This is a genomic window from Chryseobacterium sp. CS3K3.1 (assembly GCF_059515165.1).
On record NZ_JCAKRV010000006.1, the window covers coordinates 165,857 to 191,877 of the forward strand.

General features: G+C 37.4%; 20 protein-coding genes. 10 read left to right on the top strand and 10 right to left on the bottom strand.

What is annotated here, in order from left to right; all coding sequences use genetic code 11:
* Nucleotides 1-9: 9 nt before the first annotated feature.
* On the bottom strand, nt 10-2,931 hold the full coding sequence (locus AC5YGI_RS08125; protein ID WP_330746164.1) for a SusC/RagA family TonB-linked outer membrane protein: 2,922 nt from the start codon (nt 2,929-2,931) through the stop codon (nt 10-12).
* Between the two features lie 176 nt (nt 2,932-3,107).
* On the opposite strand from AC5YGI_RS08125, the gene AC5YGI_RS08130 reads away from it, so the two are divergent.
* The 4 genes from AC5YGI_RS08130 (at nt 3,108) to AC5YGI_RS08145 (ending at nt 8,522) form a co-directional block, all read left to right on the top strand.
* Nucleotides 3,108-4,292, top strand: coding sequence for an MFS transporter (locus AC5YGI_RS08130; RefSeq protein ID WP_330746163.1), 1,185 nt, complete (start codon nt 3,108-3,110; stop codon nt 4,290-4,292).
* 16 nt (nt 4,293-4,308) lie between these two features.
* Nucleotides 4,309-5,097 (top strand): NUDIX hydrolase, encoded by a 789-nt coding sequence (locus AC5YGI_RS08135; protein ID WP_052186977.1) that lies wholly within the window; start codon nt 4,309-4,311, stop codon nt 5,095-5,097.
* A gap of 128 nt (nt 5,098-5,225) precedes the next feature.
* Nucleotides 5,226-6,404 carry an acyl-CoA dehydrogenase family protein gene (locus AC5YGI_RS08140; RefSeq protein ID WP_110008646.1) on the top strand — a complete coding sequence of 393 codons (1,179 nt, stop codon included), beginning with the start codon at nt 5,226-5,228 and terminating at the stop codon, nt 6,402-6,404.
* A gap of 162 nt (nt 6,405-6,566) precedes the next feature.
* Complete coding sequence (locus AC5YGI_RS08145; protein WP_496167970.1) at nt 6,567-8,522, top strand: T9SS type A sorting domain-containing protein; 1,956 nt, start codon at nt 6,567-6,569, stop codon at nt 8,520-8,522.
* A gap of 106 nt (nt 8,523-8,628) precedes the next feature.
* Here AC5YGI_RS08145 and AC5YGI_RS08150 read toward each other — a convergent pair whose 3' ends face one another.
* From AC5YGI_RS08150 to AC5YGI_RS08175, 6 genes are all read right to left on the bottom strand, one after another.
* Nucleotides 8,629-10,992, bottom strand: a complete 2,364-nt coding sequence (locus AC5YGI_RS08150) for a patatin-like phospholipase family protein (protein ID WP_496167971.1) — start codon at nt 10,990-10,992, stop codon at nt 8,629-8,631.
* Between the two features lie 167 nt (nt 10,993-11,159).
* The gene (locus AC5YGI_RS08155) at nt 11,160-13,847 is read right to left on the bottom strand and encodes a PD-(D/E)XK nuclease family protein (protein WP_496167972.1); all 2,688 of its coding nucleotides are present in this window, start codon (nt 13,845-13,847) and stop codon (nt 11,160-11,162) included.
* Nucleotides 13,844-14,380, bottom strand: a complete 537-nt coding sequence (locus AC5YGI_RS08160) for a DUF922 domain-containing protein (protein WP_496167973.1) — start codon at nt 14,378-14,380, stop codon at nt 13,844-13,846. Before AC5YGI_RS08160 ends, AC5YGI_RS08155 begins: the two co-directional genes overlap by 4 nt.
* A complete protein-coding gene (locus tag AC5YGI_RS08165) occupies nt 14,380-14,784 on the bottom strand; it encodes a hypothetical protein (RefSeq protein ID WP_330746158.1) in 405 nt (134 codons plus the stop codon). Before AC5YGI_RS08165 ends, AC5YGI_RS08160 begins: the two co-directional genes overlap by 1 nt.
* A 62-nt stretch (nt 14,785-14,846) precedes the next feature.
* Nucleotides 14,847-15,482 carry a 16S rRNA (guanine(527)-N(7))-methyltransferase RsmG gene (gene rsmG, locus AC5YGI_RS08170; protein ID WP_110008640.1) on the bottom strand — a complete coding sequence of 212 codons (636 nt, stop codon included), beginning with the start codon at nt 15,480-15,482 and terminating at the stop codon, nt 14,847-14,849.
* Nucleotides 15,483-15,580: 98 nt separating this feature from the next.
* The gene (locus AC5YGI_RS08175) at nt 15,581-16,918 is read right to left on the bottom strand and encodes a M20/M25/M40 family metallo-hydrolase (RefSeq protein WP_496167975.1); all 1,338 of its coding nucleotides are present in this window, start codon (nt 16,916-16,918) and stop codon (nt 15,581-15,583) included.
* A 250-nt stretch (nt 16,919-17,168) separates the two neighbouring features.
* Between AC5YGI_RS08175 and AC5YGI_RS08180 the strand changes: the two genes are divergently transcribed.
* The 5 genes from AC5YGI_RS08180 (at nt 17,169) to AC5YGI_RS08200 (ending at nt 22,800) form a co-directional block, all read left to right on the top strand.
* Nucleotides 17,169-18,362, top strand: a complete 1,194-nt coding sequence (locus AC5YGI_RS08180) for a pyridoxal phosphate-dependent aminotransferase (RefSeq protein WP_454510034.1) — start codon at nt 17,169-17,171, stop codon at nt 18,360-18,362.
* 34 nt (nt 18,363-18,396) lie between these two features.
* Nucleotides 18,397-21,336, top strand: coding sequence for a M16 family metallopeptidase (locus AC5YGI_RS08185; RefSeq protein ID WP_496167976.1), 2,940 nt, complete (start codon nt 18,397-18,399; stop codon nt 21,334-21,336).
* A gap of 148 nt (nt 21,337-21,484) precedes the next feature.
* Entirely contained in the window at nt 21,485-22,117 is a 633-nt protein-coding gene (locus AC5YGI_RS08190; protein WP_002980000.1) for a peroxiredoxin, read from the top strand.
* A 126-nt stretch (nt 22,118-22,243) separates the two neighbouring features.
* On the top strand, nt 22,244-22,552 hold the full coding sequence (locus AC5YGI_RS08195) for a thioredoxin family protein (RefSeq protein WP_062670320.1): 309 nt from the start codon (nt 22,244-22,246) through the stop codon (nt 22,550-22,552).
* Entirely contained in the window at nt 22,552-22,800 is a 249-nt protein-coding gene (locus tag AC5YGI_RS08200; RefSeq protein WP_002980002.1) for a DUF6952 family protein, read from the top strand. Before AC5YGI_RS08195 ends, AC5YGI_RS08200 begins: the two co-directional genes overlap by 1 nt.
* A gap of 525 nt (nt 22,801-23,325) precedes the next feature.
* Here AC5YGI_RS08200 and AC5YGI_RS08205 read toward each other — a convergent pair.
* The 3 genes from AC5YGI_RS08205 to AC5YGI_RS08215 are packed head-to-tail and all read right to left on the bottom strand — an operon-like array spanning nt 23,326 to nt 25,571.
* Nucleotides 23,326-24,015, bottom strand: coding sequence for a Bax inhibitor-1/YccA family protein (locus tag AC5YGI_RS08205; RefSeq protein WP_110008636.1), 690 nt, complete (start codon nt 24,013-24,015; stop codon nt 23,326-23,328).
* A gap of 39 nt (nt 24,016-24,054) precedes the next feature.
* The gene (locus AC5YGI_RS08210) at nt 24,055-24,489 is read right to left on the bottom strand and encodes a peptidylprolyl isomerase (RefSeq protein ID WP_496167978.1); all 435 of its coding nucleotides are present in this window, start codon (nt 24,487-24,489) and stop codon (nt 24,055-24,057) included.
* A gap of 47 nt (nt 24,490-24,536) precedes the next feature.
* Entirely contained in the window at nt 24,537-25,571 is a 1,035-nt protein-coding gene (locus AC5YGI_RS08215) for an acyl-CoA reductase (protein WP_496167979.1), read from the bottom strand.
* Between the two features lie 59 nt (nt 25,572-25,630).
* On the opposite strand from AC5YGI_RS08215, the gene AC5YGI_RS08220 reads away from it, so the two are divergent.
* Nucleotides 25,631-25,981: a 4Fe-4S binding protein gene (locus tag AC5YGI_RS08220; protein WP_126650419.1), complete on the top strand. Its 351-nt coding sequence runs from the start codon at nt 25,631-25,633 to the stop codon at nt 25,979-25,981.
* Nucleotides 25,982-26,021 lie beyond the last annotated feature (40 nt).

Sequence of the window (26,021 nt, forward strand, 5' to 3'; positions counted from 1 at the left end):
TGTTAGTCATTAAAATTGAATATTAGCACCTATCAGGAATGTTCTTGCCTGTGGATAGTAAGCTCTGTCTACTCCAATAATATCTTGTTCAGAATTATTTCTTCCTGCAATTTCCGGATCATATCCGGTATATTTTGTGAAGGTAAGCAGGTTTTCTCCTGTGATATACAGCCTTACTTTGCTCATTCCAAAACGTTGGGTAACATCCTGAGGAATGGTATATCCTAACTGAACAATTTTCAAGCGTACATAATCTCCTTTCTGAAGATAATAATTGGACATCCATGAATAGTTGTGGTTCGGGTCATTACGCGTAACTCTTGGGTTATCATTGGTAGATCCCTCACCTGTCCATCTATCTAAGATTCTTGTCTGATAGTTGGCATCAAGCATATCCAATCTTCTCAGACCCTGGAAAATCTTGTTACCAGCCTGTCCTTGTGCGAACATCATTAAATCAAAATTCTTATAATTAAGATTTACAGTAAGTCCGAAAGTATATTTCGGAATAGAGCTCCCCAGGTTCACTTTATCTTCATCATCAATTTTACCATCTCCGTTGTTATCCTGCCAGATAAAGTCTCCAGGTTTCGCATCAGGCAATAATTTTACTCCATTCGCATTTACATAATTATCAATTTGTGCCTGATTCTGGAAAACACCACTATATGTTTGTCCGTAGAACGATCCATATGGCTGTCCTACTGCTACTCTGGATACCGCTCCCATCGTTTGGAAAGAAGCTAGATTGAAGTATTTGATGTCATCTTCCAATCTCAGAACTTCATTCTTTATCGTAGCGAAGTTACCATTAACTGAAATTCCAAAATCTTCCCAGTTCTTCTTATATCCCAATTCAAGTTCCAGACCGCTATTTTGCATATCCCCTACGTTTGACCAGGGTAAATTCGGAACTCCGACATAGCCAGGAATATTGATTTGTCTGAGAATATCGGTTGTTTTCTTTTTGTACCAATCTGCCGTAAGGGTAAAATTGTTGAATAGTTTCAAATCAGCAGCAATATTCAGCTGGCTGGTCTGTTCCCATTTCAGATTTGGATTTTCCAGTGTACTTGGTGCATAGCCAATGATGATATTATTTCCAGAATTGGTATAGTTACTCCCTGAAACCATGAAACTTGCAAATCTGAAATTATCCATCTCATCATTTCCTAAAACTCCATAACCACCTCTCAGTTTTAAGTTATTGATGACTTTATTTTCAGGCCAGAAGTTTTCTTTATGAACATTCCACCCTAATGACATTGATGGAAAAGTTCCCCAATGCTGATTGGTAGCAAACTTTGAAGATCCATCTCTACGAATTGTTCCTGTAAATAAATATTTGTCTGCATAATCATAAATAATTCTACCAAAATAAGATGCTTTACGGGTTTGAATTCCATCCCATCCTGTTGCGGTAATATTATCCTGCGGAATATTAAAGTTGAATGAAGCATCCTGCCAGTTATCGATAGGCAGATTACTGTATGTCAGACTAGCCCCGCCTGCAATGTTGTATCGATAAACTCCCTGCCCAATCATAATATTGATATTATGATCTCCGAACTTATTCTGATAGGTCAAAGTATTTTCCATACTCCATTCGAATTTATTTTCGTCCACCTTATTCAGACTGTTGAAGCTGGTATTGTTATAGTTTGGACTTAAATAATATTTCGGGGTAAAAGAACGGCTTCCCCAATAAGATTTCTTACCATTCAGACTGGATTTAAATGTAAAATGATCAAGAAACTTAAGTTCAGCAAAAACATTTCCTACAAAATCATCAGACCAGCTATAATTTCCTTGTTGTATATGACGGAAAGCCTGTGGATTGGTCATTTCCTGATTTACATATCTGGAAATTCCGTATGGCCTCCCTTCAGAATCACGGATGATATAAGGATTTGTATAACCGCTTGGGTCAACCATTGACCAATCTGTCACCACAACCGGAGTCGTAGGATCCAGGTTAACGGCTGAAGCCAAAGGTCCTCCGAATTCTTCGTTTGCACTTACCCCCTGAGACTTCACGTGTGTGTACGCAAAGGTTTGTCCAATGGTCAGATAATCTGTCACTTTATGGGTTGAATTGAATCTTGCATTGATTCTTTTGTAATAAGAAATATCACTCATTACGATACCTGTCTGATCAAAATATCCGAAAGAGGTATAGTAGGTGGATTTTTCATTCCCTCCGGTAATGCTTACTTCGTGAGATGATTTTTCACCTGTTCCGAAAATAGCATCCTGCCAGTTGGTACCTTTCCCAAATGATTCAGGATTGGCAAACCTTGGTGCTTGTCCGTCATTAACGAAACCTTCATTGATAATTTTAGCATATTGTGTAGCATCCAGAAGATCCAGCTTTTTTGAGGCATTTGAAAAACCGTAAAAACCATTATAAGACAAAGTCAGTTTTCCTTTTTTCCCTTTTTTGGTTGTTACCAGTATTACCCCTTTTGCAGCAGAGACCCCGTAGATTGCAGATGATGCTCCGTCCTTTAGCACTTCTACACTTTCTATATCCGATTGGTTAAGCCATCCGATATTGTCTACCACAATACCATCTACTACCCACAATGGGCTGTTGCTTCCCGCTCCAAAACTGGTAATCCCTCTTACACGTACAGTAGCAGCAGCACCAGGCTGTCCCGAATTCGTAACAACAGAAACCCCTGCAGCTCTACCCTGCAATACCTGTTCAGGCTTACCTGCCGGTATGTTTTCAATGTCGCTGGCTTTAATACTCGCAATAGCTCCCGTTACATTACTCTTTTTCTGTGTACCGTAACCGATGACTACCACTTCGTCTATTTTGTTTTCTTTCGCAATTGTGTCCTTCGACTTGGTGGTCTGGGCACTGAAGTTGGCCGTAAAATAGAGGACGGCAACCACTCCTACGCTTCTTGATATTCTTACATTCATATACAGTTATTGTTTAATTCTCAAATTGAGACAATAAAAATATATTTTTTTTCAATTAATTAACATTCTATTCATAAAAATTTTAATTTTTCTTTTATTTTTCAGGGTTAGAAGCCCTATCTTCGCATCAATATTTCATAAAATATCATAAAAAATTAATAAATTCATCTCCCAAAATGACCACCAAGCCTTCCAAAATTTCTCTTCCGCTAAAACTTACCTTTCTCATTTTTTCAATGGTTTTAAACTGTATGGGGTTGGTGATTCTGCAGCTGTCTGAAGAAAAAATTACCTACGGAGAACTGGGGCTTTTAGAATCTTTTAAAGATCTGCCCATTGCATTTATCTCTCTTTTTGCAGTGAGCTTTATCAACAAAACCGGTCCAAAGAAAGCATTGATTCTGGCCCTGACTATTGTAGGAGTCTGTTCCTGTCTTCTTCCCTTTGTAAAGGTTTTCTGGTTTTATAAACTGTGGTTTGCAATTATAGGAGCCTGTTTCGCTATTGGTAAAATCTGTGTTTTTGGAATTATCAGGAATAATATTTCGGATGAAAAATCCCTGGCAAAGACCATGAATAACGTAGAAGCCTCTTTTATGATCGGAATTTTCGTGGTTAATACCGGTTTTGGATGGATAATTTCCAGCCAGTACTCCGAATTCTGGAAGTTTGGTTTCCTGATGATTGCTTTATTATCAGCATTTACCATTTTTCTGCTGTCAAAGATAGAAGTAGCAGATTCCAGGCCTATGGAAAACAAAAGCATTCTCTCAGAACTTTCCGGGTTTACCACACCTGCAGTAGCTCTATTTTTAGGAGTGATCTTTTTTATCGTCTTTGTAGAGCAGGGATTCAATTCATGGCTTCCTTCTTTTTACAAAAACCATTTGAAGGTCAATTCTTTTTTTGCGCTTCAGGCCACTTCTTTTCTATCCGTATTTTCTTATGCCGGACGAACGGTTACTGCCAATATCATCAAAAAGTTTTCACTGCCCAGATATTATATAACATGTATGGCTCTTATAATCACCTTACTGATCATTATACTGGGGATACAGTATTTTGATTCTGAGGATTCCGGCTATTTACTTTTTTTATTTCCGGTTATTGGTTTGTTTCTTTCGCCCCTCTACCCTGTAATCAACTCAAGAATGATTGCACAGGTGGATAAAGACAAGATTAATCTTTTCACCTCGCTTATTGTTATTTTTTCTTCTCTGGGCAGCTCTGTAAGCTCTATCATTATGGCCGTTTTGTTTGAAAAACAGCTGTTGAATTATTATCCATTATACATCTTATCTTCTGTAATTCTGCTTTTTGTGATTAGTTTTATATATTTTACTGTCACAAATAGAAAATAGTTTTATTTTTACTGCCATGAAAATTAAAGACACAAAAAGTAAAGAAACGCTACAGGAACTCATTGACACGAAAGATTTCGTAGCGCATATTTCCGTTGACTGCACCATATTCGGCTTTCATAATAATATTCTGAAAGTTTTGCTTTTAAAATATCACGATCTGGATCTATGGTCACTTCCGGGTGGTTTTGTTTTCAATGATGAGGACCTGAGAGAAGCTGCTGAAAGGGTTTTGTTTGAAAGAACCCATCTTAAAGGATTATTTTTGAAACAGTTTCACACCTTTGGAAGAATAGACCGTACAGAGAATAATGTACATCAGATCCTTCTTAAAAATAAAGGAATAACCGTTCCTGAAGATCACTGGATATTCCAGCGTTTTGTTACAGTAGGTTACTGCAGCCTCATTGATTTTTCTCTGGCTGATACTTTCCCTGATGCTTTCAATGAAAGCTGTGAATGGTTTGAAGTCAACAACCTGCCTAAAATGGCATTCGACCACGACAGAATTATAGAGACAGGTCTTGAATACCTGAGAATGAATATCAATACAGAGGTTGCGGCAAGTAACCTGCTTCCTGAAAAATTTACCATGAAAGATCTTCAGGCTCTGTATGAAACTATTTTAGGACAAAAATTCAGAAGAAATAATTTTCAGCGAAAAATTTTAAGTTTAAATATTCTGGACAGAATGGAAAAACTGTATGACGGTTCGGCCAATAAAGCTCCATATCTGTATAAATTTAAAACTGAAGTTCATAATTCTACCAATCAGTATCCCATCTCTAATGATGAGGAGTCATAAAAATATAAATTTAACTCAAATCATCAACAAAGTAGCAGTAGCCCTCTGAAAATCAATAGTAAAACAAGTTTTTAAAAAAATTTTCAGAACATCACGAAAAATGTTACTTTTAACCAAATCAAAAAATCATGTCATATTATCCTCTTACAAGCATCCCTGATTATTATGGAATTGATGCTTTACTTACTGAAGAACATAAACTAATCCGCCAATCTGTGAGAGACTGGGTTGAAAGTTTTGTCATGCCGCAGATAGATCAGGCCGCTCAAAATCATACAGATCTTCCTAATCTTATGAGAGAATTGGGGAAAATCGGAGCATTGGGACCTTATATCCCGGTTGAGTATGGCGGTTCAGGATTAGATCAGATTTCTTATGGTCTGATTATGCAGGAGCTGGAAAGAGGAGATTCTGCAGTACGTTCTGCTGCTTCGGTACAAAGTTCATTGGTGATGTTCCCTATTAACGAATTCGGTTCTGAGGAACAGAAAAAGAAATATCTTCCAAAACTTGCTGCAGGAGAAATGATCGGATCTTTTGGATTGACTGAGCCTAACCACGGTTCTGATCCTGGTTCTATGGAAACTTATTTTAAAGATATGGGAGATCATTATCTTTTAAATGGAGCAAAAATGTGGATCACCAACTCTCCTTTATGCGACATCGCTGTAGTATGGGCAAAAAATGAGGAAGGCAAAGTACAGGGATTGATCGTTGAAAGAGGAATGGAAGGTTTTACCACTCCTGAAACTCATAATAAATGGAGCTTGAGAGCTTCCAAAACCGGAGAACTGGTATTTAACAACGTGAAAGTTCCGAAAGAAAACCTTCTTCCTGGAGTAACAGGACTGAAAGGACCTTTATCTTGTCTGAATTCTGCAAGATATGGAATTTCCTGGGGAGTAATAGGTGCTGCCATTGACTGTTACTGTACTGCCGTTCAGTATTCCAAAGAAAGAAAACAGTTTGGAAAACCAATCGGTTCTTACCAGCTTCAGCAGAAGAAATTAGCTGAATTCTTAACAGAGATTACAAAAGCTCAGTTACTGTGTCTTCAGCTAGGAAACCTTAAAAACGACCATAAGGCAACTCCAGCCCAGATTTCAATGGCTAAACGTAATAACGTGAAAATGGCGATTGACATTGCAAGAGAATCAAGACAAATCCTTGGAGGTATGGGAATCATGGGTGAATTCCCGATGATGAGACATGCCGCAAACCTGGAATCTGTAATTACTTATGAAGGAACCCATGATGTGCATTTACTGATCACCGGATTGGATATTACAGGAATCAACGCTTTCTAAAAAAATATACCAATATAAATAATAAAGAGTCTGGCCAATGGTCAGACTCTTTTGTTTACTCACTTTGCAGGGATTTTATATTCAATGAATAATTATTGATCTTACAAAGTTTTTGTTGTTTTATTAAATTTATTACTTTAATACCACACAAAAACAAACAATATGAAAAAAATCACAACTTTTTTACTAAGTCTTACAGCTCCATTTTACTTTGCCCAGCAGGCGGGTGATGTTGTAAGTGCCGAACAGAAACTGGATTTAACACCACAGGGAGTCATCAATTTTATAGCCAATAATCTTGGTGATCAGAATGCTCCTGAGTTTGCCAACTACCTGAACAGTTTCAATATCGGGCTGAAAGGTTACAAAATCACCTATTACACCAAAAATGAGAACAACGTTCTTGTAAAAGCTACCGGATTACTCATGTATCCTAATGTACCTTTTAAACTCTCAACAGTGGTATCTGACCATGGAACTACAGACAGCAGGCATAATGTTCCGTCTAATTTCAAAGGAGCTTTAACCGCTGGGTTTGTTGTTGAACTATCGTATGTACTCAACGGGTATATTCTGATGGCCCCTGATTATGTAGGGATGGGAACCGGGGACGGAACTCACCCATATGTAGATTATGCCACAGAAGCCGGAGCAACCATAGATTTTATCACCGCTGCCAATAAAGTACTGGCACAACTGAACATCAAGCGTTATGATGAATATTTCTTAGCCGGATATTCTCAGGGCGCTCATGCTGCTATGTCTACCTTAAAAAGGTTAAGCATATCAAATCCCGGTAATATCAAATTCAAATATGCTTACATGGGCGACGGCCCTTATGATTTTTCTGGAGTAACTTTAAATAAAGGAGTCCTTGAAAAAGATATCTACCCTTTCACCTCATTCCTGGCCAATGTCCTTCATACCTGCAACAATACGGGATATAAAACCTATAGTAATGACATTTCAGAAGTTATTTCTGCAGAATATCTGGACAAATACAACTATCATGTCGTTCAGGATAACGGCGGACTTTTGTGGGGGCCTGTTATATGGAGAAAGCTCTTTACCACCAGTTTCGTCAATGATGTTACCAATAATCCCAATAACAAGCTAAGGCTATGCATGAAACCTAAGGATGTGTATGACTGGTACAATAAAACTCCAATGACATTGGGACATTCTACTATAGATTTAGCTATCCCGCCTGAAAATACTTCAAAAACCATTGATGTTCAGCGTGGCTATTATCCATGGTGGGATCTTAATAAATATAAGCTGGATTCTTTTTACTGGGGACCATTGGGCCATGTGGGTGGAATTCTGCCCTTCACTTTAGCTTCCAATGCGAAATTCAATACCCTGAGAAGCGGCGGCCTTTTTAATGAATGGGCGATTGCAGGTTCAATTTTCGGTAAGCAATCGGAGAAAACTTCTGAAAAACCTTCCCTTCTGTCTTCACAGATAAAACCGGACCTAGGCAGTATGCAGCTGGTTGAAATTACAGATTTCAATAAAGAAAAAGCCCAGAGCAGAACGGCCGGTAACCAAAATTTGTCAACCTTAAAAGACGGTGTTTATTTATTGAAAGTATCGGAAAACAATGAAAATAAAATCATTCCATACATCAAAAACACGCCTAAGGAAGTTACCGAAAATGAAATTATACAATCTGTGACTCCATCGGTCCTGCAATTAAAAGTAGATCAGGATGAACTTACTGCTGTGAATATTTTTGATGAAAATAAAACCCTGATCAGAAGTATTTCCTCAAAACAATATCGGGAGGCCGGAGGAATCAATATTCAGAATCTTGAAAACAAAAACTATACGTTTGAAGTTGTTACTCCATACTATAACCTTCAGTTCAGTAAATCGGCTGGCGGCATATTATCACCCGAAAGCAGTACTGATATTTATACCCTGAGACAACAGATTGTGGCTAAATCCGGGAATGATATTAAGAACATCAGCATCTACAGTATATCTGGCTCTCTCATAGTCCAGCAGGAAGTTAATAAACCGGTGTTTGAGTCCGGAAACCTGGAACCGGGAATATATCTGGTGCAGATCACTCTTTCTAATGGAAAAATCATCAATAAAAAAGTAAAACTATAAATCAATCACTCCTCTATATCTTCATTTCAAGTTAATTTTTGGCACTTCAGCAATGAAGTGCCTTTTTGCTTCGATAATTTTAAAATATTATAAATGGAGCATATCCTTAAAACTTAAATCCGACACTAAAATATATTCTTGAAAAATCAAGCTGGCTGTTTCTGGAAATATTCAGACCAATAGGTCCTATAAGCGATTCATAGCCAAGATTTACTCCGTAGCCAAACATATCAAAACTGTCATTGAAAGGAGAAAACTCTTCACTCACCTTTCCATAACTGAATGACGGGGTAAGATAGAGCTTTTTCATAATTCTGTATTGAAATGAGATGGCCGCCTTAGCTACCGAAGTCATCGGAAGTTCTTTCTGACGTAGACCATTGAATTCAGGGCTTAACAGATCGTAATTGTATTCGCTGCCTCCCAGATTATACTTTTGGTTCAGGAACAGATACGGAACCTTATCTTCTTTTTTGGAACCGAAACTCGTTCCAAGAAATACATTTGCTTTTACGGTCAGCCTTCTTGTGATGGGATAGAAAAAGTTTTCATTCAGCGTGAATGAAACAAGGTTTTTAGGCTCGGAATAGTAAGATTCTTTCGGGTTAAGGATCTGATAAAGAAGAGGCTGTACTACATTCAGGTCATAAAGTTCATACTGATCTCCATAGTAAAATCTTGTGCTCACCTGAAGATGATTCCCCCTGGTTGTAAAATACCTTTTATTAAGATTATTCTGTTCAAATTTCAGGAAAGTATTGAAATTGCTGTGGTTATACAACTTTTTGCTGTAATTATCTACCTTCGACTGGTCTACTTTATCCAGTAAGCTGTACATTCTTTCCGTACTGAATTCTGTTCCCAATGAAAGATAGGCGTTTGGATTGATATTATAATTCAGTGCAATCTTTCCGGTTATATTGCGGTACATATGGTTAGGGAAACGGTCGCCGCCATCTTCACTGATATCATACAACCTGAAGTTCAGGTCATTACTTTTCAGGTGCACCATCTTGGCTTCCAGATCCAGCCATAAACGTTCACCACTATCCAGGAACTGCTGGTAAGCAAGTTTCGCTTTGAAACGTTCGGAAATATCTACTGTTGCCAGAAACCTGGATCTGTTCAGGAGAATATTTCTGTACGTATAATTGACAATAATTCCTACGGACTGTTCCGTATCATAGTGCAGCGCCAGTTTAAATGCTCCCTTTTTTGCTCTTTTCACAAAAACATTCATCACAAGACCGTCGTTTACATTCGTGTAGGTATAATACACCTTTACATACTGCCGCATTCCAAACACTCGATCTATAGCTTCATTAACCGTTTTTGCGTCGTAATACTTCCCTTCCGTAAGTCCCATCTGCTTTTTCAGCACTTCAATTTCTGCAGCATCTGTAATGGGTGTTCCGTCTTCTTCATTAAAAGTAAATTTAGTGGTAGGCAGTTTCACTTCTTCAATCATTGTATGCTCATACGTAATTCCGGCTTTGCGCTGAGCTTCTGCCAGAGCTACAAACTCAGGAAGATGCTTTCTCGCCTCCATCTCTCCTATTTTTATGATCCTTCTGAATCTGGCAAAATCTTTCGTGGTAATTTCTCCCAGAGGATCTACAAAATCAACCAGAATATTTGATAATTCTTTCTGATGTTTAAAATCTTCTACAGAGCGGATGGCATGAGTCTGATAGATCATCTTCATCGGATTTTCAATCTCCTTTTTCGTAAAAAGTCTGAATCCGGTATAGCCTCCGATCACAAAATCGGCGCCCATCTCACGAACTTCATTAGCCGGATAATTACGGTCCAAACCGCCATCCACCAAAAGCTTTCCATCAATATAAACAGGAGCAAACGCTGCAGGAATGGCCAATGTAGATCGAATAGCCAATGGTAGTGATCCTTCTTTCTGCATCACCAGACCTCCGTTTTCAATATCGGAGGAAGTAAGCTGCACGGGAATCCTCAGTTTGCTGAAATCATTGATATGCTTTGCATTAAACGTAAGCGTATTAAGTACTTCTCCCATGTACTGTCCTTCAATATAAGAGCTTGGAAGAGTCGGAAACCCTCTGACTACAGGAAATTCAAGGATATACTTATCATATTCGTCCTTCTCACTGATATTCACTTTATTGTACGGAATTTTATTACTCAGAATCCTGCTCCAGTCCATTTTATAGATCGTATGTTTCAACTGGTCAGCATTATATCCCATTGCATATAGGCCTCCCAGAATCCCTCCCATACTGGTTCCTGTGATATAATCTACTTTGATTCCCAATGAATCGATCATTTTTAAAATCCCGATGTGTGCAAATCCCTTTGCCCCGCCGCCACTGAGTGCAAGACCAAACTTTGTATCTTTGGTTACATTTTGAAGCGCAATATTCAGGGAATCATTTTTTTGCTGAGATTTGATAATAAGAGAAAAAGCAATAGCTAAAAATATCAGGATCTTTTTCATTGATGGTGCTTAATGTATCTGATTTAAACTTTATAAGTTTTTAATAAGTAGTAAAGATACACAAAAATTTACCTGCTTTATCACAACATTTCGTGAAGTAAACGATTCTAAGCCAGCTTATTTATTGAGAATACACATAGAAAAAAACATATTAATACTAAAAATTTTTAATACGTTTTTATAGTTTCTATGAAATTTATATCTGGATTTAGAATTTCAAGGATAAGGCTTTTCACAGATTTCATGGCATCATCAATATTTCCTTTATCAAACTGCAGGGCAACCATTCCTTTTTTGGCATCTGCAAAACTCCAGATTCCGGTTTCAATCGGGAAACCCCAAAACTCAGGAAGGTGCTGTACTACGTAATGATAAATACAAAGCTGAAGGGCCTGCTTCCTGTCGCTGTTATGGAAATATTCATCTACGTTATCCTGATCGATCTTTACAGTAAGATTTTTAGTCCTGGCGGTTTTATAATCAATAATTCTCAGAGTACCGTTCAGTTTATCAATCCTGTCAATGAATCCGAAGAAAGAAATTTTATCATTTCCATCAAGAGGAAAATCAATGTTTTCAAACCTTCTTTCAATATCAATAATCTCCAGTTTATTGCCTTGCTTTATGAGTTCAAGATCATGATTCAGCACGTTTTCAATGACCTTTTTAGCAATGGCTTTATGGATATAATTCATTCCTTTTTCGTAGAATTCCGGCTGGTGCTTCAGCTTTTCAATAGCGATATTTATATATTCATCTACTGCTTTAACTGAATTCTTTAAATCACTTTCTTTTAAAACTTTACCCTTCAACACCTCATACACTTCTTGAAGTGAATAATGAACCAGATTTCCGTAATTTTTTATCGACAGTTCTTCTTCAATTTCATCCGTTTCCGAAGTGTTTAAAATCTTGGAAAGGTAGAAATCAATCGGATTGTAAAGATAACTCGTCAGGTGGGAAGCAGATACTTTTTCCTTCCATTTCTGAAGACGCTCCTGTACAATTGGTGTCTTGGAAATTTCTATCGGTTTGGTGGCAATAGGTTCTGAAGAATTTTCAATAATGAGATGTTCGATCTCATGAGAACTCTCCATTTCAATCTGGGTAATGAAACGGCTCTTCTCTCCGGTATTCACTCCGGAGCTTAAAGCATTATACAGCAAATGGACATTCTTCGCATCCTGAATCAGCCTGTAAAAGTGATAGGCGTAAATGCTGTCATTTTCAAGAAAAGTATGCAGATCAAAGAATCTCCGGATATCAAAAGGAATATAGGTATTCTGTGAGTTTCCAAGCGGAAGTTTTCCTTCGTTGACGGAAAGCAGTATAACGTTTTCAAAGTTCAGAAGACGCGTTTCCAGTAATCCCATAATCTGAAGTCCTCGTAATGGCTCTCCCTGAAAATCGATACTTTCAGAATTGATATGCTGGTTGATCAGAATTTCCAGCGTTTCCATTTTAATTTCAATATTGTAGGGAGTCAGCTGGTTTTTGATGATTCTGAACGCATTCTCAAAGTGAGAGACATTCTCATACTGGATATCATCTATTTCAAGCCATTTAACCTGCTGGCAGAAATCAATAAGCATATCCAGGTAACCGTTGGTTCCTGTTGCTTTCTGAAGAAGGCCATAATAAGACAGGCCGCCCAGCAGTTCATGTAAAAGTTTTCTGGAAATATAAACGATATTCCGCTCTTCTACTTTAGCTTTAAACTCATTGATAATCTGTTCATCTTCTGCTGATTTCGGCAGCTCTTCCAAAATGGGGAAAACATCTCTGTAATAATAAGACAGTTTGTTTTTTTCCAATTGTTTCTGCAGGTAGAAAAGACGTTTCACGGCATTGGAGAAAGACAAGTTTTTCAACGGAAATCCCATTGTAATATTCAAATTATCAACACCATGCATCACATCAAGACTGGCTGGAAGAAGGTTTTCATCCAGGAGTACAACTGCCGTATTGGAGTAGGTTTTATTATTGATCTCTTTAAAAATCTCAGGCAGCACTTTGGTCTGGGTTACATTCCCGGACACTTCGTATACCTTAATTTTTTTAGGTTGATTAAAATCGTCTTCTATCCATTGAAAAGCTCTGTTATCATCAAATTCTTTCCATGTTTTATGATTTCTAAGGAATTTTCCGGCTTCCTGTCTTTCATCATTAAAATAATAACGGTCTGCCTGAAAGAAACACTGCGCTTTATTCCACTGCAAAAGGCTTCTTACAAGCTTTTCTTCTACCGGAGTAAAGGCATTGAAGCCACAAAAAACAAATTCTTCTTTGGTATTTTTCGCAAAATCAGCAATTCTGGCTTTAGCCGCCTCATGAATCATTCCGGAAGTAGCCCAGTTTCTCTCCTGCAGTCTCTCCTTTAAAACCGGGAGAAAAACATTCATATTCTGCCAGAAATTAAGAAACTTCTTTCTTGGAACATCGTCATCCTCACCAAGGTCCTGGGCCCATTCTTTGATCCTTTCCTCATCAAACATATACTGCAGTACTGCCTGATCACTGTCTGAGAATTTCAGGATATCATCCCAGTCTTTCTGTAAGGTGGGAAACCATTTCAGAAAATCAGAAAAATCATCTCTTGGGATAAGATTCAGGCTTCGGTACACATCAAACGAGAAAAGCCACAACGGAATCCCCTGAATCGTCTGATGATCCGCTATTTTATTGATAAGTTCCTCAATCGTAAAAAAATTGGGAAGAAACCCCGAATAGTTATTTTCCTCCAGAATCTGTCTGATAAACACAATGGGACGTTTTCCGGGCAGAATGATATTAAACGCAGAAAGGTCAGTGTTTTGTGCCAGCAGTTCGTGAATGATCTTATTGAGGAATTTCAAAGGGTTTGGTAGCTTTTTAAGTTGTCTAGTTGTTCAGAAATCGACTGATTATATTCGGTTTGTTTTTCTTTATCAAGCCCATGACGGGTTTCTCTGTCGTAAGCCATCTGGAAGTTTTTATAATCAACGGATATTCCGTCGTAAATTGCTTTGAAATATTTGTTGTAGTCTCCTGAATTTTTGATTTTTTCAGCAACAGCTTTTCTGAATTTTCTTACAAATAATTCTGCAATATCAAAATGCTTCTGCTCATGAAGGAGAATATAATCATTCATTCTTTTGGCATCTTTCCATGATTTATCTTCATGAAACAGTGTTTTGATAGTAATGGCAACCGGTGCTTTGGGATCGGAAGATTTTTCAGCATAAAATTCCCAGCCACAATGGGTGTAAGCTGCCACATCAGGATTCTTCTTCTTGTTAACCGGGCTTTTAAAATTGTCCCAGGTTAGCTTTCTGCCTTCCTCCCAGAAAATTTTCTGTCCGTACACTACCTGCACTACCAGTAAACACAATACGAAAGTCAACTTCATTATTTTACTACAATGGTTTTTGTAATCCAGTTATTTCCTCCATTCCAGAATTTAAAAGTATAGGTTCCTTTACTTTGCGGGCTGAAGTTAATTTGATTTGCTCCTACATATTTCCCTTGTGTACAGGGGCCGTTGGTAATATATTTATAGGAAGTAACTGTTCTTTCCAGGTTATTATTGTAAACATAATCATATCCGTAAAATCCTTCACAATGAGACGGATAGGTGGAATACGTTTTTATGCTCTGTATCGCGTAAACGTCCATGGTATCATTAACAATTTTTACGCTGTCTATCTTGATTTTATCAATAGATTCGATGGTATGGTAATCATCATCATTACACGAAACCAGAAGCACGCCCAACAGGAATACTGAAGATCCAATATTTAAAAGTTTTTTCATAACCTTTACTTTTCTGATTATTAACAAATATTAGCAAAAATTATTCCTTATTTATGTAAAAATCAGGAATTAAAATTACCTTTTGATACATAAACTACTTTCTTGGTATCAAAAAATTCTTCATCAAAATAGTGTTTAAGATTGAATATTTCACATTTAATTCCGGCAAGCTCTTCAGCAAGATCACCACCTTTTAAATATAAAATTCCGTTATGTTTAGGATTAAACTGTTCTTTTTCAAATTTCCCTTTCAGCCATCTTAAAAATTCCGGCATCTGGGTTACTGCTCTGCTGACTACAAAGTGGAATTTTTCTTTCAGCTTTTCTGCTCTTCCATGGATAGCCGTTACATTGGTTAATCCTACTCCGTCTGCCACAGCCTGTACCACACTGATTTTCTTCCCAATAGAATCAATCAGGGTAAATTCTACTTCAGGAAAAAGGATCGCCAAAGGAATCCCTGGAAAACCACCTCCGGTTCCGATATCCAAAACTTTGGTTCCCGGTGCAAATTCCATCACTTTTGCAATTCCCAACGAGTGCAGAATGTGCTTTTCATACAGTGATTCCATATCTTTTCTGGAAATTACATTGATCTTTTCATTCCATTCATTGTACAGATTTTCCAATTTGGAGAACTGTTCTTTCTGTTTTTCAGTAAGATCCGGGAAATATTTTAATAGTAACGATGCAGACATGTGAATTATTATAAACCGCAAAAATAAGTTTTATTTCTCTTGTATTCAAATCAACTTTTCCTGGTCCTGATGTAAATTCTGGTTTTCAGCACAATCCATCACTTTGCAATTCCCGGTATAACAGGGACACTCAGGTTTCCTGACGGGCTCACGCTCTGTACGGCGAAAATATAATTGTCTTTAGAAAGCGGAATCTTCATAGAAAGTCCTGTGGTGAATATTTTTTTCTGCCATACCGGACTGTCTGTTTCCCTTGCCAGCACATAATATCCTGCTGGTATTCCGGATTTTGGTTTTTCCCAATGTAAAGTGGTGGAATTCGTCAGCTCCTTTACATCCATTTCAACTTTCTCCGGTTTTGAAGGAGATTTTGCAAGATTGGCAAGGACAGCAATATTGGCCGCAACATTCTTTTTCAGATATTTAAAATCGATAAATTCAGGAAGATCGCCATACTGCTTATTGTTTTCAACTCTAATATCCTGATGCTGATGGTCGTAATTTTCATAATACTCGGTCAGTCTTACAGAAGGAAATCCATTATTCACAAAACTGGTGTGATCTCCTCCGCGCAGAAATCTGTCATTTCTGTAGATCAGTTTGATCTCCAGCCCTTTGACATATTCTTCCGTAACTTCTTTGATATAGCGGGCAAGCTGTCTGGATTCACTGTCGTTTTCAAAACCAAGATTTCTGATCATCATCGCTTTTTTATCAAGATCTTTATAAGGCAGGCCTTCACTGAATACACGAAGAATACGGGTATTGATCTCTCCTGTTTCTCCTGCTTTTGGATTGCCGATCATATCATTATTCAAAACCGCTTCCAGCTGCAGATTTTCTCTTTTTATTTTTTCAGCCAACTGTTTAGATCCTAACAATGACTGTTCTTCACCGGAAAATGCTACAAAAATAACAGACGCCGGAAACGAAGATTTGCTCAGTATTCTTGCAGATTCTATCACAGCACTTACTCCGCTGCCATCATCATTGGCACCAGGCGCTTTGGAATTTCTGTTCATCACATCCGTTACCCTGGAATCCAGATGTCCTCCGATCAGGAAAATTCTTTTATCATTTGGATCTGTTCCTTTCAGAAAAGCAACAGCATTTCCAAGGTTTACTGCTTTGTCAATTCGTTTTCCATCCGGCTGAATGCCTTCCTGCTGCAGATACACTTCCATTCTTCCACCCGAATTTTTAGCATAATCATTGAATTTTCTGATCACCCAGTTCCTTGCCGCACCTATTCCACGCTTTGGGTCATCTGTTGAACTTAGGGTATGCCGGGTTTCAAAGCTTACCAACTTCCCGATATATGATTTTAATGAATCTTCATTCACCTGCGAGACATATTTTTTCACTTCATCATCTTTTGAATTTTTTTGAGAGAAAAAAGAACATGAAATGAGCAATAAAAAAACAGAATATTTCATAGAAGCGGTCTTAGATTGTTTAAAGATACAAAACCTACACTGCAAAATTATTCCTTGCAATAATTTATTTTGAATTACGGTTTTTTGGCTAAAATAAGATTGAAATCAATCTCTTACTTCAAAATAGAATATTTTTATAACCCAGAAGACAATTTGACAAAAACCTGATAAAAATCTTTAAAAGACCCCTATTTTTATTACCTCCACACCACGTTTTTATTATATATTTGTTAAAATTCAAAAAAATACAATGGATAAACTTTCAGATAGAGTAAAAAGATTAGGATACTCACAGACATTTGTTATGTCAAACAAAGCCAGAGAAATGAAAGCCAACGGAATAGATGTGATCAGTTTAACTCTTGGCGAACCGGATTTCGATGTTCCGGACAATATCAAACAGGCAGCATTCGATGCCATCAATCAAAATTACAGCCACTATTCTCCGGTTCCGGGATTTCTGGAATTGCGCGAGGCTATTGCTTATAAATTAAAAAGGGATAATAATCTGGAATACAAACCTTCCCAGATCTGTGTTTCCAACGGAGCCAAACAGGCTATCATCAATGTTTTGGCAGCTATTATCAATGATGGCGATGAAGTTCTTCTTCCAGCACCTTACTGGGTAAGTTATGATGAAATGGTAAAAATGATGGGCGGAACTTCCGTAATACTTCCTACCTCGTATGTTACCGATTTCAAAGTGACTGCCGAACAGCTTGAAGAAGCTATTACAGAGAAAACCAAAGCGGTACTTTTCAGCTCGCCATGTAACCCATCAGGAGGATACTACACTTATGATGAATTAAAATCCATCGCCAAAGTAATTGCCAAATACCCTCAGATAACGATAATTTCTGACGAGATTTATGAATACATCAATTACGAAACGAATACCACTTCGATTGCCCAGTTTCCTGAAGTTTATGAACAGACAGCTGTAATCAACGGAATGTCAAAGGCATTTGCGATGACCGGATGGAGAATCGGGTATTCCGCATGTCCTGAATGGCTGGCAAAAGCTTGTGAAAAAGTACAGGGACAGATGACCAGCGGGGCCAATACAGTAGCCCAGAGAGCGTCTATCGTTGCCCTGAAAGCAGACCCTTCCGAATACAGATACATGATTGATGCCTTCAAAAAAAGAAGAGATCTTGTCTATGAACTGATCAAAGAAATCCCGGGATTCAAAGTGGTCCTTCCAAAGGCAGCCTTCTATTTCTTCCCTGATATTTCGTATTATATTGGAAAAACCCTAGATGGAACAGAAATTAAAAATTCTGACGACTTTGCCATGTTCCTTCTGGAAAATGCTCATGTTGGATGTGTAGGCGGATTCTCTTTCGGAAGTCCGGAATGTATCAGATTCTCTTATGCCGCTTCTGAGGAAGAGCTGAGAGAGGCGATGAGAAGAATTAAAGACTTGTTGGAGAAATTCAATTAACAAAAAACTAATAACCCCAAATAAAACGACAGCAATGAATCTGTTAAAAAAACTAACCATCGCTACAAGTATTGCCGCTGCAAGTTTTGCCGGATATGCTTTTGGCCAGGATTTCCAATGGAAAGAAGCTACTTCGAACGGCTACCAATACAGGTACGTAACCAATGACCCTACTTCTGCAAGGTATTACACTTTGAAAAACGGTTTAACGGTTATTTTAAGTCCTACCAACAAGGATCCGAGAATCCAGACGTATATCGCCACAAAAGCCGGAAGTAAAACAGATCCTGCAGACCACACCGGCCTTGCCCATTACCTGGAGCATATGCTTTTTAAAGGAACCAACCAGTTCGGATCTAAAGACTGGGCAAAGGAAAAGCCTCTTTTAGACCAGATTGATGCTCTTTACGAAAAGTACAATCAGACTAAGGACGAAGCCAAAAGAAAAGAAATCTACAAAGAAATTGACAGGGTTTCAGGAGAAGCAGCAAAATTTGCAATCGCCAATGAATATGATAAAATGATGGCCGGTATGGGAGCTGATGGCACCAATGCCTTCACTTCTTTTGAACAAACGGTGTACACGGAAGATGTACCTGCGAATGTTCTTGACAAATTCCTTGCAGTACAGGCTGAACGATTCAGGGAACCGGTTCTGAGACTTTTCCACACAGAGCTTGAGGCCGTATACGAAGAAAAAAACAGATCTCTTGATGATGATGGAGACAAGGTTTTCGATACGATGTTTGCCAACCTTTTCCCTAACAACAATTACGGAAAGCAAACCACCATCGGAACCATTGAACACCTGAAAAACCCTTCTCTGCATGCGATCAGAGAATATTATAACAATTATTATGTTCCTAATAACATGGGAATCATCATGTCCGGAGATTTTAATCCGGATGAAGTGATTGCAAAAATTGACAAGGCTTTCTCTTATATGAAGCCTAAAGCAATCCCTGAATATAAAGTTGGACAGGAAAAACCGATCACTGCTCCGATTGTAAAAGAAGTGGTAGGACCGAATCCTGAAAACGTAATGCTTGGTTTCAGATTTCCGGGAGCTTCTACAAAAGACGCCAGAATGCTGAATCTTGTTGGAAATATGCTTACCAACGGACAGGCAGGGCTGATCGATCTTGATCTGGTAAAAAAACAGAAATTACTGGGTGCATACGCTGGTTCTTATGCATTGAAAGATTATTCCGTTTTACTTTTACAGGGTAAACCCACTGAAGGGCAGTCTCTGGATGAAGTAAAGAATCTTCTTCTTCAGGAAATTGACAAACTGAGAAAGGGCGAGTTTTCTGACGACCTGATTCAGTCAATCGTTAACAACGAAAAGAAAGGGATCATTCAAAAAGATGAAAAATACTCAACCAGAGCAAGTATTCTGATGGATGAATTCACTTCGGACGTTGACCACAAAACATCGCTGGAATATGTGGACGAAATTTCAAAACTGACGAAAAAAGATATCATGGATTTCGTATCCAAGTATCTTCAGAACAATAACTACGTTGCAGTTTACAAAAGAAAAGGGGAAGATAAGAGCATTGTAAAAGTTGATAAGCCAACGATTACCCCGGTTTCCGTTAACAGAGAAGACCAGTCTCCTTTCCTTAAAAAAATCGACGAGATGCCTGAAAACCCTATCGCTCCGGTATGGTTGAATTATGACAAAGACATTGCTAAAAACAAATTAGCTGATGTGGATGTACTTTCTGTAAAAAATACAGACAATGCTTTATTCAGAATGTATTACCACTTTGATTCAGGAAAATGGAACAACAAAATCCTTCCATTGGCAGCAGAATATCTTCAGTATCTGGGAACGAAAGATAAGTCTTCGGAGATCATCAGTAAGGAATTCTATAAACTTGCCTCAAGCTTCAATGTGAGTGCAGGAAACGAAGAAACTTACGTATCACTGGAAGGTCTGAATGAAAACTTTGATAAAACCATTTCTTTATTTGAAGATTTAATCAAAAACTGTCAGGCAGACCAGGCTGCTCTTGATGCTTACAAAGTTAGGCTTAAGAAAGCGAGAGCGAACGCAAAACAGAATAAAGGAGTAATTATGTCAGGATTGAGAAGTTACGCTCAATACGGTCCTCAAAATCCTTTCAACAATGTACTGAGCGATGCTGAACTTGATGCATTGAAAGCAGAAGATTTAATTAATGTGCTTCATGATCTGTTCAATTTCAAACATAAAGTATTGTATTACGGACCCAAATCAGGAAATGAAGTGGTGGCAGCTTTGAAACCTGTCCACAAACTTCCTGCCACCCTGAAAGATCTTCCTAAGTCTAAAACTTTCGCTCAGATCCCAACTGATAAGAACAAGGTTTTATTTGCTCATTATGATATGGTACAGGCAGAAGTGTTCTGGGTAAGAAATTCTGAACAATACAATCCATCTGCTACTCCAACGGTAAGTTTATTCAACAACTATTTCGGGGGAGGAATGGGATCTATTGTTTTCCAGACCATCAGAGAATCTAAGGCGCTTGCCTACTCCACATATTCTTACTTTGCCCTTCCAAGTAAGAAAACAGACAAAGATATGGTGATGGCTTATGTAGGAACGCAGGCAGACAAATTCAATGAGTCTACAACAGCTATGAATGAGCTTCTGACTACCCTTCCGAAATCTGAGCAGTTATTCGAAACAGCGAAAAGCGGATTGAAAAAATCTATTGCCGCTGAGAGAATTACTCAGGATGGAATCATCTTCTCTTATCTGAAATCTCAAAAGCTTGGAAACAACTTTGACATGAGAAAGAATGTTTATGAACAGGCTCCCAAACTGTCTTTCACAGATATCAATTCTTTCCATGATAAAGAAATGAAGAATAAAAACTATACCTATTGCCTTATCGCTTCTCAGGACAAAGTAAATGAGGCCGATATGCAGAAATTAGGCGAAGTAAAAAAACTTAATTTAACTGAGATCTTTGGTTATTAAAATAAACAAAAAGCCCTGATATCAGGGCTTTTTTATTTAGCTGCAGATCAAAAACAATTATAGATTTTATTTATCGATTTTAGTTTGTTCGATAGATGAATCTTTTATATATTTGCATAAGAAATTTAAATATAAAAACAGAAAAATTATGTCTTTAGTAGGAAAAAAATTCCCAAACTTAACAATTGACGCAATGTCTGAGATGGGTGACGATTTAAGAATCAACATCCTTGATGAAGCAGTAAACAACCAGCAAAAAGTTCTTTTATTCTGGTACCCTAAAGATTTCACTTTCGTATGCCCTACTGAGCTTCACGCTTTCCAGGAGGCTTTAGGTGAGTTCGAAAAAAGAAACACTAAAGTAATCGGTGCTTCTTGTGATACTAACGAAGTACACTTCGCTTGGTTGAACACTCCAAAAGATAACGGAGGAATTGAAGGAGTAACTTACCCGCTTTTAGCTGATACTCACAGACAATTGGCTAACACTTTGGGAATTGTTGATCAGGATTTTGAATATGATGAAGATGGAAACGAAGTTTTCACAGGTTCTAACGTAACTTACAGAGCAACTTACCTTATCGACGAAACCGGAAAAATTTTCCACGAAGCGGTAAATGATATGCCTTTGGGAAGAAACGTAAAAGAATTCTTAAGATTAATCGACGCTTACACTCACGTACAGAAACATGGTGAAGTATGTCCTGCAAACTGGGAAGAAGGAAAAGAAGCAATGAAAGCTGACAGAACTTCTACAGCAGAATACTTAGCAAAAAATTAATATCTTAATTTAAATATAACAATGTAACAATCTAACAGTATAACAATTTGAAAAGTCATTTCTTGAATTGTTAGATTGGTCAATTTTTTAGATTGTTACATTGTTTATTTTTTTAAAAATAAACTTATGTACACAGAATTAACCGAAGATACATTACAGAATATAGTTAACGAAAACGAAAAAGTAGTCGTTCAATATGGCGCAACATGGTGCGGAAACTGCAGAATCATGAAGCCGAAATTCAAAAAATTAGCCTCTGAAAATGATTCTATTCCATTTTTATATGTAGATGCAGAAAAGCTTCCTGAAAGCAGAAAATTAGCAAAAGTAGATAACTTACCTACCTTCGCCATCTTTAAAAACGGAGAACTGGTGAACCAGGTTCAATCTAACCAGGCAGAAAGTTTAATTAACCTTTTTAACGAATTAGCATAATGAAATTACCCGTAATCAGACAGTTTTACCAGAATCAGACTCCTGAAAATCTTGAAAAAACATTAGAAGTACTGGAAAGTTTCTGCGAATTCAGAGGAACAAGCGAAGAAGATCTGAATGTTGCAGGAGAATTGATCACCAACATCTGTGGAGCTTTAGAAGTTCACGCGAATGTACAAAACGGAATGAGCGAAAAAGATGCTTTAAACTCTTTTGCTCAGAAGGTTTTGGGATCAATTGACAAATAACATCTTTCGGTTATTTTTAACCAAAAGAATGTAAAAACACAAACTACAATACCTGAGGTTTTCCTCATTACTATACTTTTTCTATTCTTTAAGAATCTTTTTATTTCAACTTAAAATCTACTTCAAAGGACTTTAACCGGTCACATGAAGCTGGAAGCTGTATGAAAAATTGTAAAGAATAACCCATTAAAATCCCGGTGATATTTTCATCAGGATTTTTTGGATTTTGGTTTACAACACGAATAACACGAGCGATTTCACGAATAACACAAATAAAGATACGCAAGCATCCGTGTTAATCTGTGGAATCTGTGGGCAAAAATATATTTAAATATTATTATAAGTTTCGGCTGAAGCCGTTGGAAAAGATTTATTTAAAGTAAAACGGGCTAAAGCCCGTTCCTATTGATATTAGTAAATTGTGTTTATTCGTGAAAACATTTGTGACATTTGTGTTTACATAAAAAAAGAAATCCCGATGAAAAATCACCGGGACTATATTTTAAAGCAAAGACAACTTATCAATTAGTTTCTTCTGCTCATCAGAATACTCAGAATATACCAGAATAAAAGCATAATCGAAGCAAAAAGCTGCAATGCTGCTCCTACATATTGGTTGGTTCCAAATGAATCCTTTAATTTGCTTGTCTGATATAGAATAGTAGCTGAAGCTAAAATTACCATTCCTACCGAGAACCACAGTCCAAGGTTAAAACCAAAGATCATCCCTCCTACAATCAGTCCGATGGAAATAAATCCACCGATTACAATGATATTTCTTAAGAAAGAAAAATCTCTTTTAGAAGTGAATGCTACTGCAGAAATACCCGCAAACATAGCAACAGTTAACGTCGCAGCCTGAAAAATAACATTTGCTCCACCTTCAATATTAGTGGCAATAAAAAGCAGCGGCATGAAAATAATCGCTTCCAGCAAGATGTAAAATCCTAATCCTAAATATTGGGTAGATTTGCTCTGTGAAAGTGACCATTTAGAAGCCAAAACAGAAGCCAGCCAGAAAACCCCGATAATCAATAGCCAGATATATCTCTGACCAAACATCATCGCAATCAATTCTACCGGAACTGTTTTTAATAATATCGTTTCCACTCCAATAAATGCAAGAATCGATAAAGCAACATGTAAGTACGTCTTCTTGTAAAAATTCGCCTTCTCCACATCTGAGGAATGAGCGACTAAAACATCTGTCATCATAGTTAATATTTTTTTGTTAATCGAAAATAAAATTAAGTCTTATTTCGAGGGCAATACCCCAAGAATTTTTCCGTCATCCTCAAATACAGCGGTAATAACTTCCCTGGAAGATTCTCCTGCATATTTGTATTTAATACTCGGGTGATTGATTCCGTCCATTGTTTTATAATATCCGGCCTTTAAGACTTCAAGTTTTTTGTTGGGATCAATATCATCTTTGACCTTCTTAAGAACATCATCCGTTACGATTTCCTTTACCTTCTCAGAAATCAATCCATCAATAGCCTTCCGGTCTGAAGCCTGCAAAGCTACAACGAACTTCTGGAAATTATCATTATATAAACTGATCTTTTCCTTACTTATGGAAGCCTGCTGTTCTTTTTGGGTACTGTTTTCAACCTTTGCACCTGTTACTTTCTGTGCAAAAACCAGCTGTGCCCCCACAAGAGCAAGTCCCAGCAATAATTTTTTCATAGTATTCATTTTTGTTCTGGTGAAATAAGTGATGGAAGATACGAAAATCAGACCAGTTCTAAAAATTTCATTGTATCTACATTATCAGCATAGGTATCAAGTCCCGGATTTTGTGCTTCACCAAAAGGAATCGCATTCATTTCCAACTCATCTTTTGCCACAACGCACTGAATATTTTCTTCATTTTCTGCAATAAAGCTTTTCACATCATCCAATGATTCATACCTGCTGAAATTGATTACAGAAAGCGGGCTGAACAGTTTATCATCCTCTTTAAGCATCACAAAATTATTATCCCAGAATTTATCCTGATTTAAAAGATAAACCGCTCTGTTATAATCATAATTGTTGGCATATTTGTTATGATTGATAATATCCTGAAAGCCTAAGAAGTTTTCAAACAGCCTGTCAATCACAAAATCCTGCGGAATAAAAATCCTCGTTACATTTCTACATCCCAATCCGAAATACTGGAAAATATCTTTTGCTAAAAGCTGCAGTTCTTCATTTGTCTCATCACCCTTCAAAACAGCAATTGAAGTCCTGTTTTTACGGATGATACTCAAATGATTCTTGAAATAATATTCCAGATATCTCGCTGTATTATTACTTCCTGTTGCAATGACGGCATCAAAATTTTCTAATTTTTCAACAAACTCAAAAGCTACATTTTCATTGGAAAACTCATTCCATTTCTTCAATAAAAACGGAATCATATACTTATCTTTTGAAGACAGCTTAATGACAGGAATATGGTTGGCCAGAATTACAGAAATTACATCATGAAGCCCTACTAAAGGGATATTTCCGGCTAAAATAAGTCCAACTCTTTTTGAAATTTTAGAGATAGAATAATTTCCAAGCCAGTTTTTGATGTTTTCTTCAGTCAGAAGATCTGTCCATTGCTGTAAAGCAAATTTCTGATTATCAATAGTAAACCACGGGTTCTCTATTTCAGACCTTTTCAATAATAATTCAATATCAGAATCATCTTCATTGTGATCTTCCGGTTTCTTCGCTAAAAACGCTTTTATATAATCACTTAATTTAATAAGTCCTAAAACTTGATTTTCGGTATTCATAATTACTTTAAAATTGGGTAAAATTTTGTAATTTTGTGCAAATTTAAAAAAAATTAGCGATGGCTATTAAAATAACTGATGAATGCATTAACTGTGGGGCTTGTGAACCAGAATGCCCAAACAATGCAATATATGAAGGAGCTGTAGATTGGAAAGCTTCTGACGGTACGGCTCTTCAAGGTACAATTACGATGCCGTCGGGACTTACTGTAGATGCCAATGCACCACAGGAACCTGTAAGTGATGATGTGTACTTCATTGTAACAGATAAATGTACAGAATGTAAAGGATTCCACGAAGAACCTCAGTGTGCAGCTGTATGTCCGGTAGACTGCTGTGTGCCAGATGAAGATCATGTAGAGTCTGAAGAAGCTCTTCTTAATAAAAAAGCATTCTTACACGGCGAATAAAAAAATTCCGTCTCATCATCTGTGAGGCGGCTTTTTTTAA

Bases quoted from the DNA above. Each gene is read 5' to 3' on its own strand.
- AC5YGI_RS08125 (WP_330746164.1), bottom strand. From the start codon at position 2,931: ATGAATGTAAGAATATCAAGAAGCGTAGGAGTGGTTGCCGTCCTCTAT.
- AC5YGI_RS08130 (WP_330746163.1), top strand. From the start codon at position 3,108: ATGACCACCAAGCCTTCCAAAATTTCTCTTCCGCTAAAACTTACCTTT.
- AC5YGI_RS08135 (WP_052186977.1), top strand. From the start codon at position 4,309: ATGAAAATTAAAGACACAAAAAGTAAAGAAACGCTACAGGAACTCATT.
- AC5YGI_RS08140 (WP_110008646.1), top strand. From the start codon at position 5,226: ATGTCATATTATCCTCTTACAAGCATCCCTGATTATTATGGAATTGAT.
- AC5YGI_RS08145 (WP_496167970.1), top strand. From the start codon at position 6,567: ATGAAAAAAATCACAACTTTTTTACTAAGTCTTACAGCTCCATTTTAC.
- AC5YGI_RS08150 (WP_496167971.1), bottom strand. From the start codon at position 10,992: ATGAAAAAGATCCTGATATTTTTAGCTATTGCTTTTTCTCTTATTATC.
- AC5YGI_RS08160 (WP_496167973.1), bottom strand. From the start codon at position 14,380: ATGAAGTTGACTTTCGTATTGTGTTTACTGGTAGTGCAGGTAGTGTAC.
- AC5YGI_RS08165 (WP_330746158.1), bottom strand. From the start codon at position 14,784: ATGAAAAAACTTTTAAATATTGGATCTTCAGTATTCCTGTTGGGCGTG.
- rsmG (WP_110008640.1), bottom strand. From the start codon at position 15,482: ATGTCTGCATCGTTACTATTAAAATATTTCCCGGATCTTACTGAAAAA.
- AC5YGI_RS08175 (WP_496167975.1), bottom strand. From the start codon at position 16,918: ATGAAATATTCTGTTTTTTTATTGCTCATTTCATGTTCTTTTTTCTCT.
- AC5YGI_RS08180 (WP_454510034.1), top strand. From the start codon at position 17,169: ATGGATAAACTTTCAGATAGAGTAAAAAGATTAGGATACTCACAGACA.
- AC5YGI_RS08185 (WP_496167976.1), top strand. From the start codon at position 18,397: ATGAATCTGTTAAAAAAACTAACCATCGCTACAAGTATTGCCGCTGCA.
- AC5YGI_RS08190 (WP_002980000.1), top strand. From the start codon at position 21,485: ATGTCTTTAGTAGGAAAAAAATTCCCAAACTTAACAATTGACGCAATG.
- AC5YGI_RS08195 (WP_062670320.1), top strand. From the start codon at position 22,244: ATGTACACAGAATTAACCGAAGATACATTACAGAATATAGTTAACGAA.
- AC5YGI_RS08200 (WP_002980002.1), top strand. From the start codon at position 22,552: ATGAAATTACCCGTAATCAGACAGTTTTACCAGAATCAGACTCCTGAA.
- AC5YGI_RS08205 (WP_110008636.1), bottom strand. From the start codon at position 24,015: ATGATGACAGATGTTTTAGTCGCTCATTCCTCAGATGTGGAGAAGGCG.
- AC5YGI_RS08210 (WP_496167978.1), bottom strand. From the start codon at position 24,489: ATGAAAAAATTATTGCTGGGACTTGCTCTTGTGGGGGCACAGCTGGTT.
- AC5YGI_RS08215 (WP_496167979.1), bottom strand. From the start codon at position 25,571: ATGAATACCGAAAATCAAGTTTTAGGACTTATTAAATTAAGTGATTAT.
- AC5YGI_RS08220 (WP_126650419.1), top strand. From the start codon at position 25,631: ATGGCTATTAAAATAACTGATGAATGCATTAACTGTGGGGCTTGTGAA.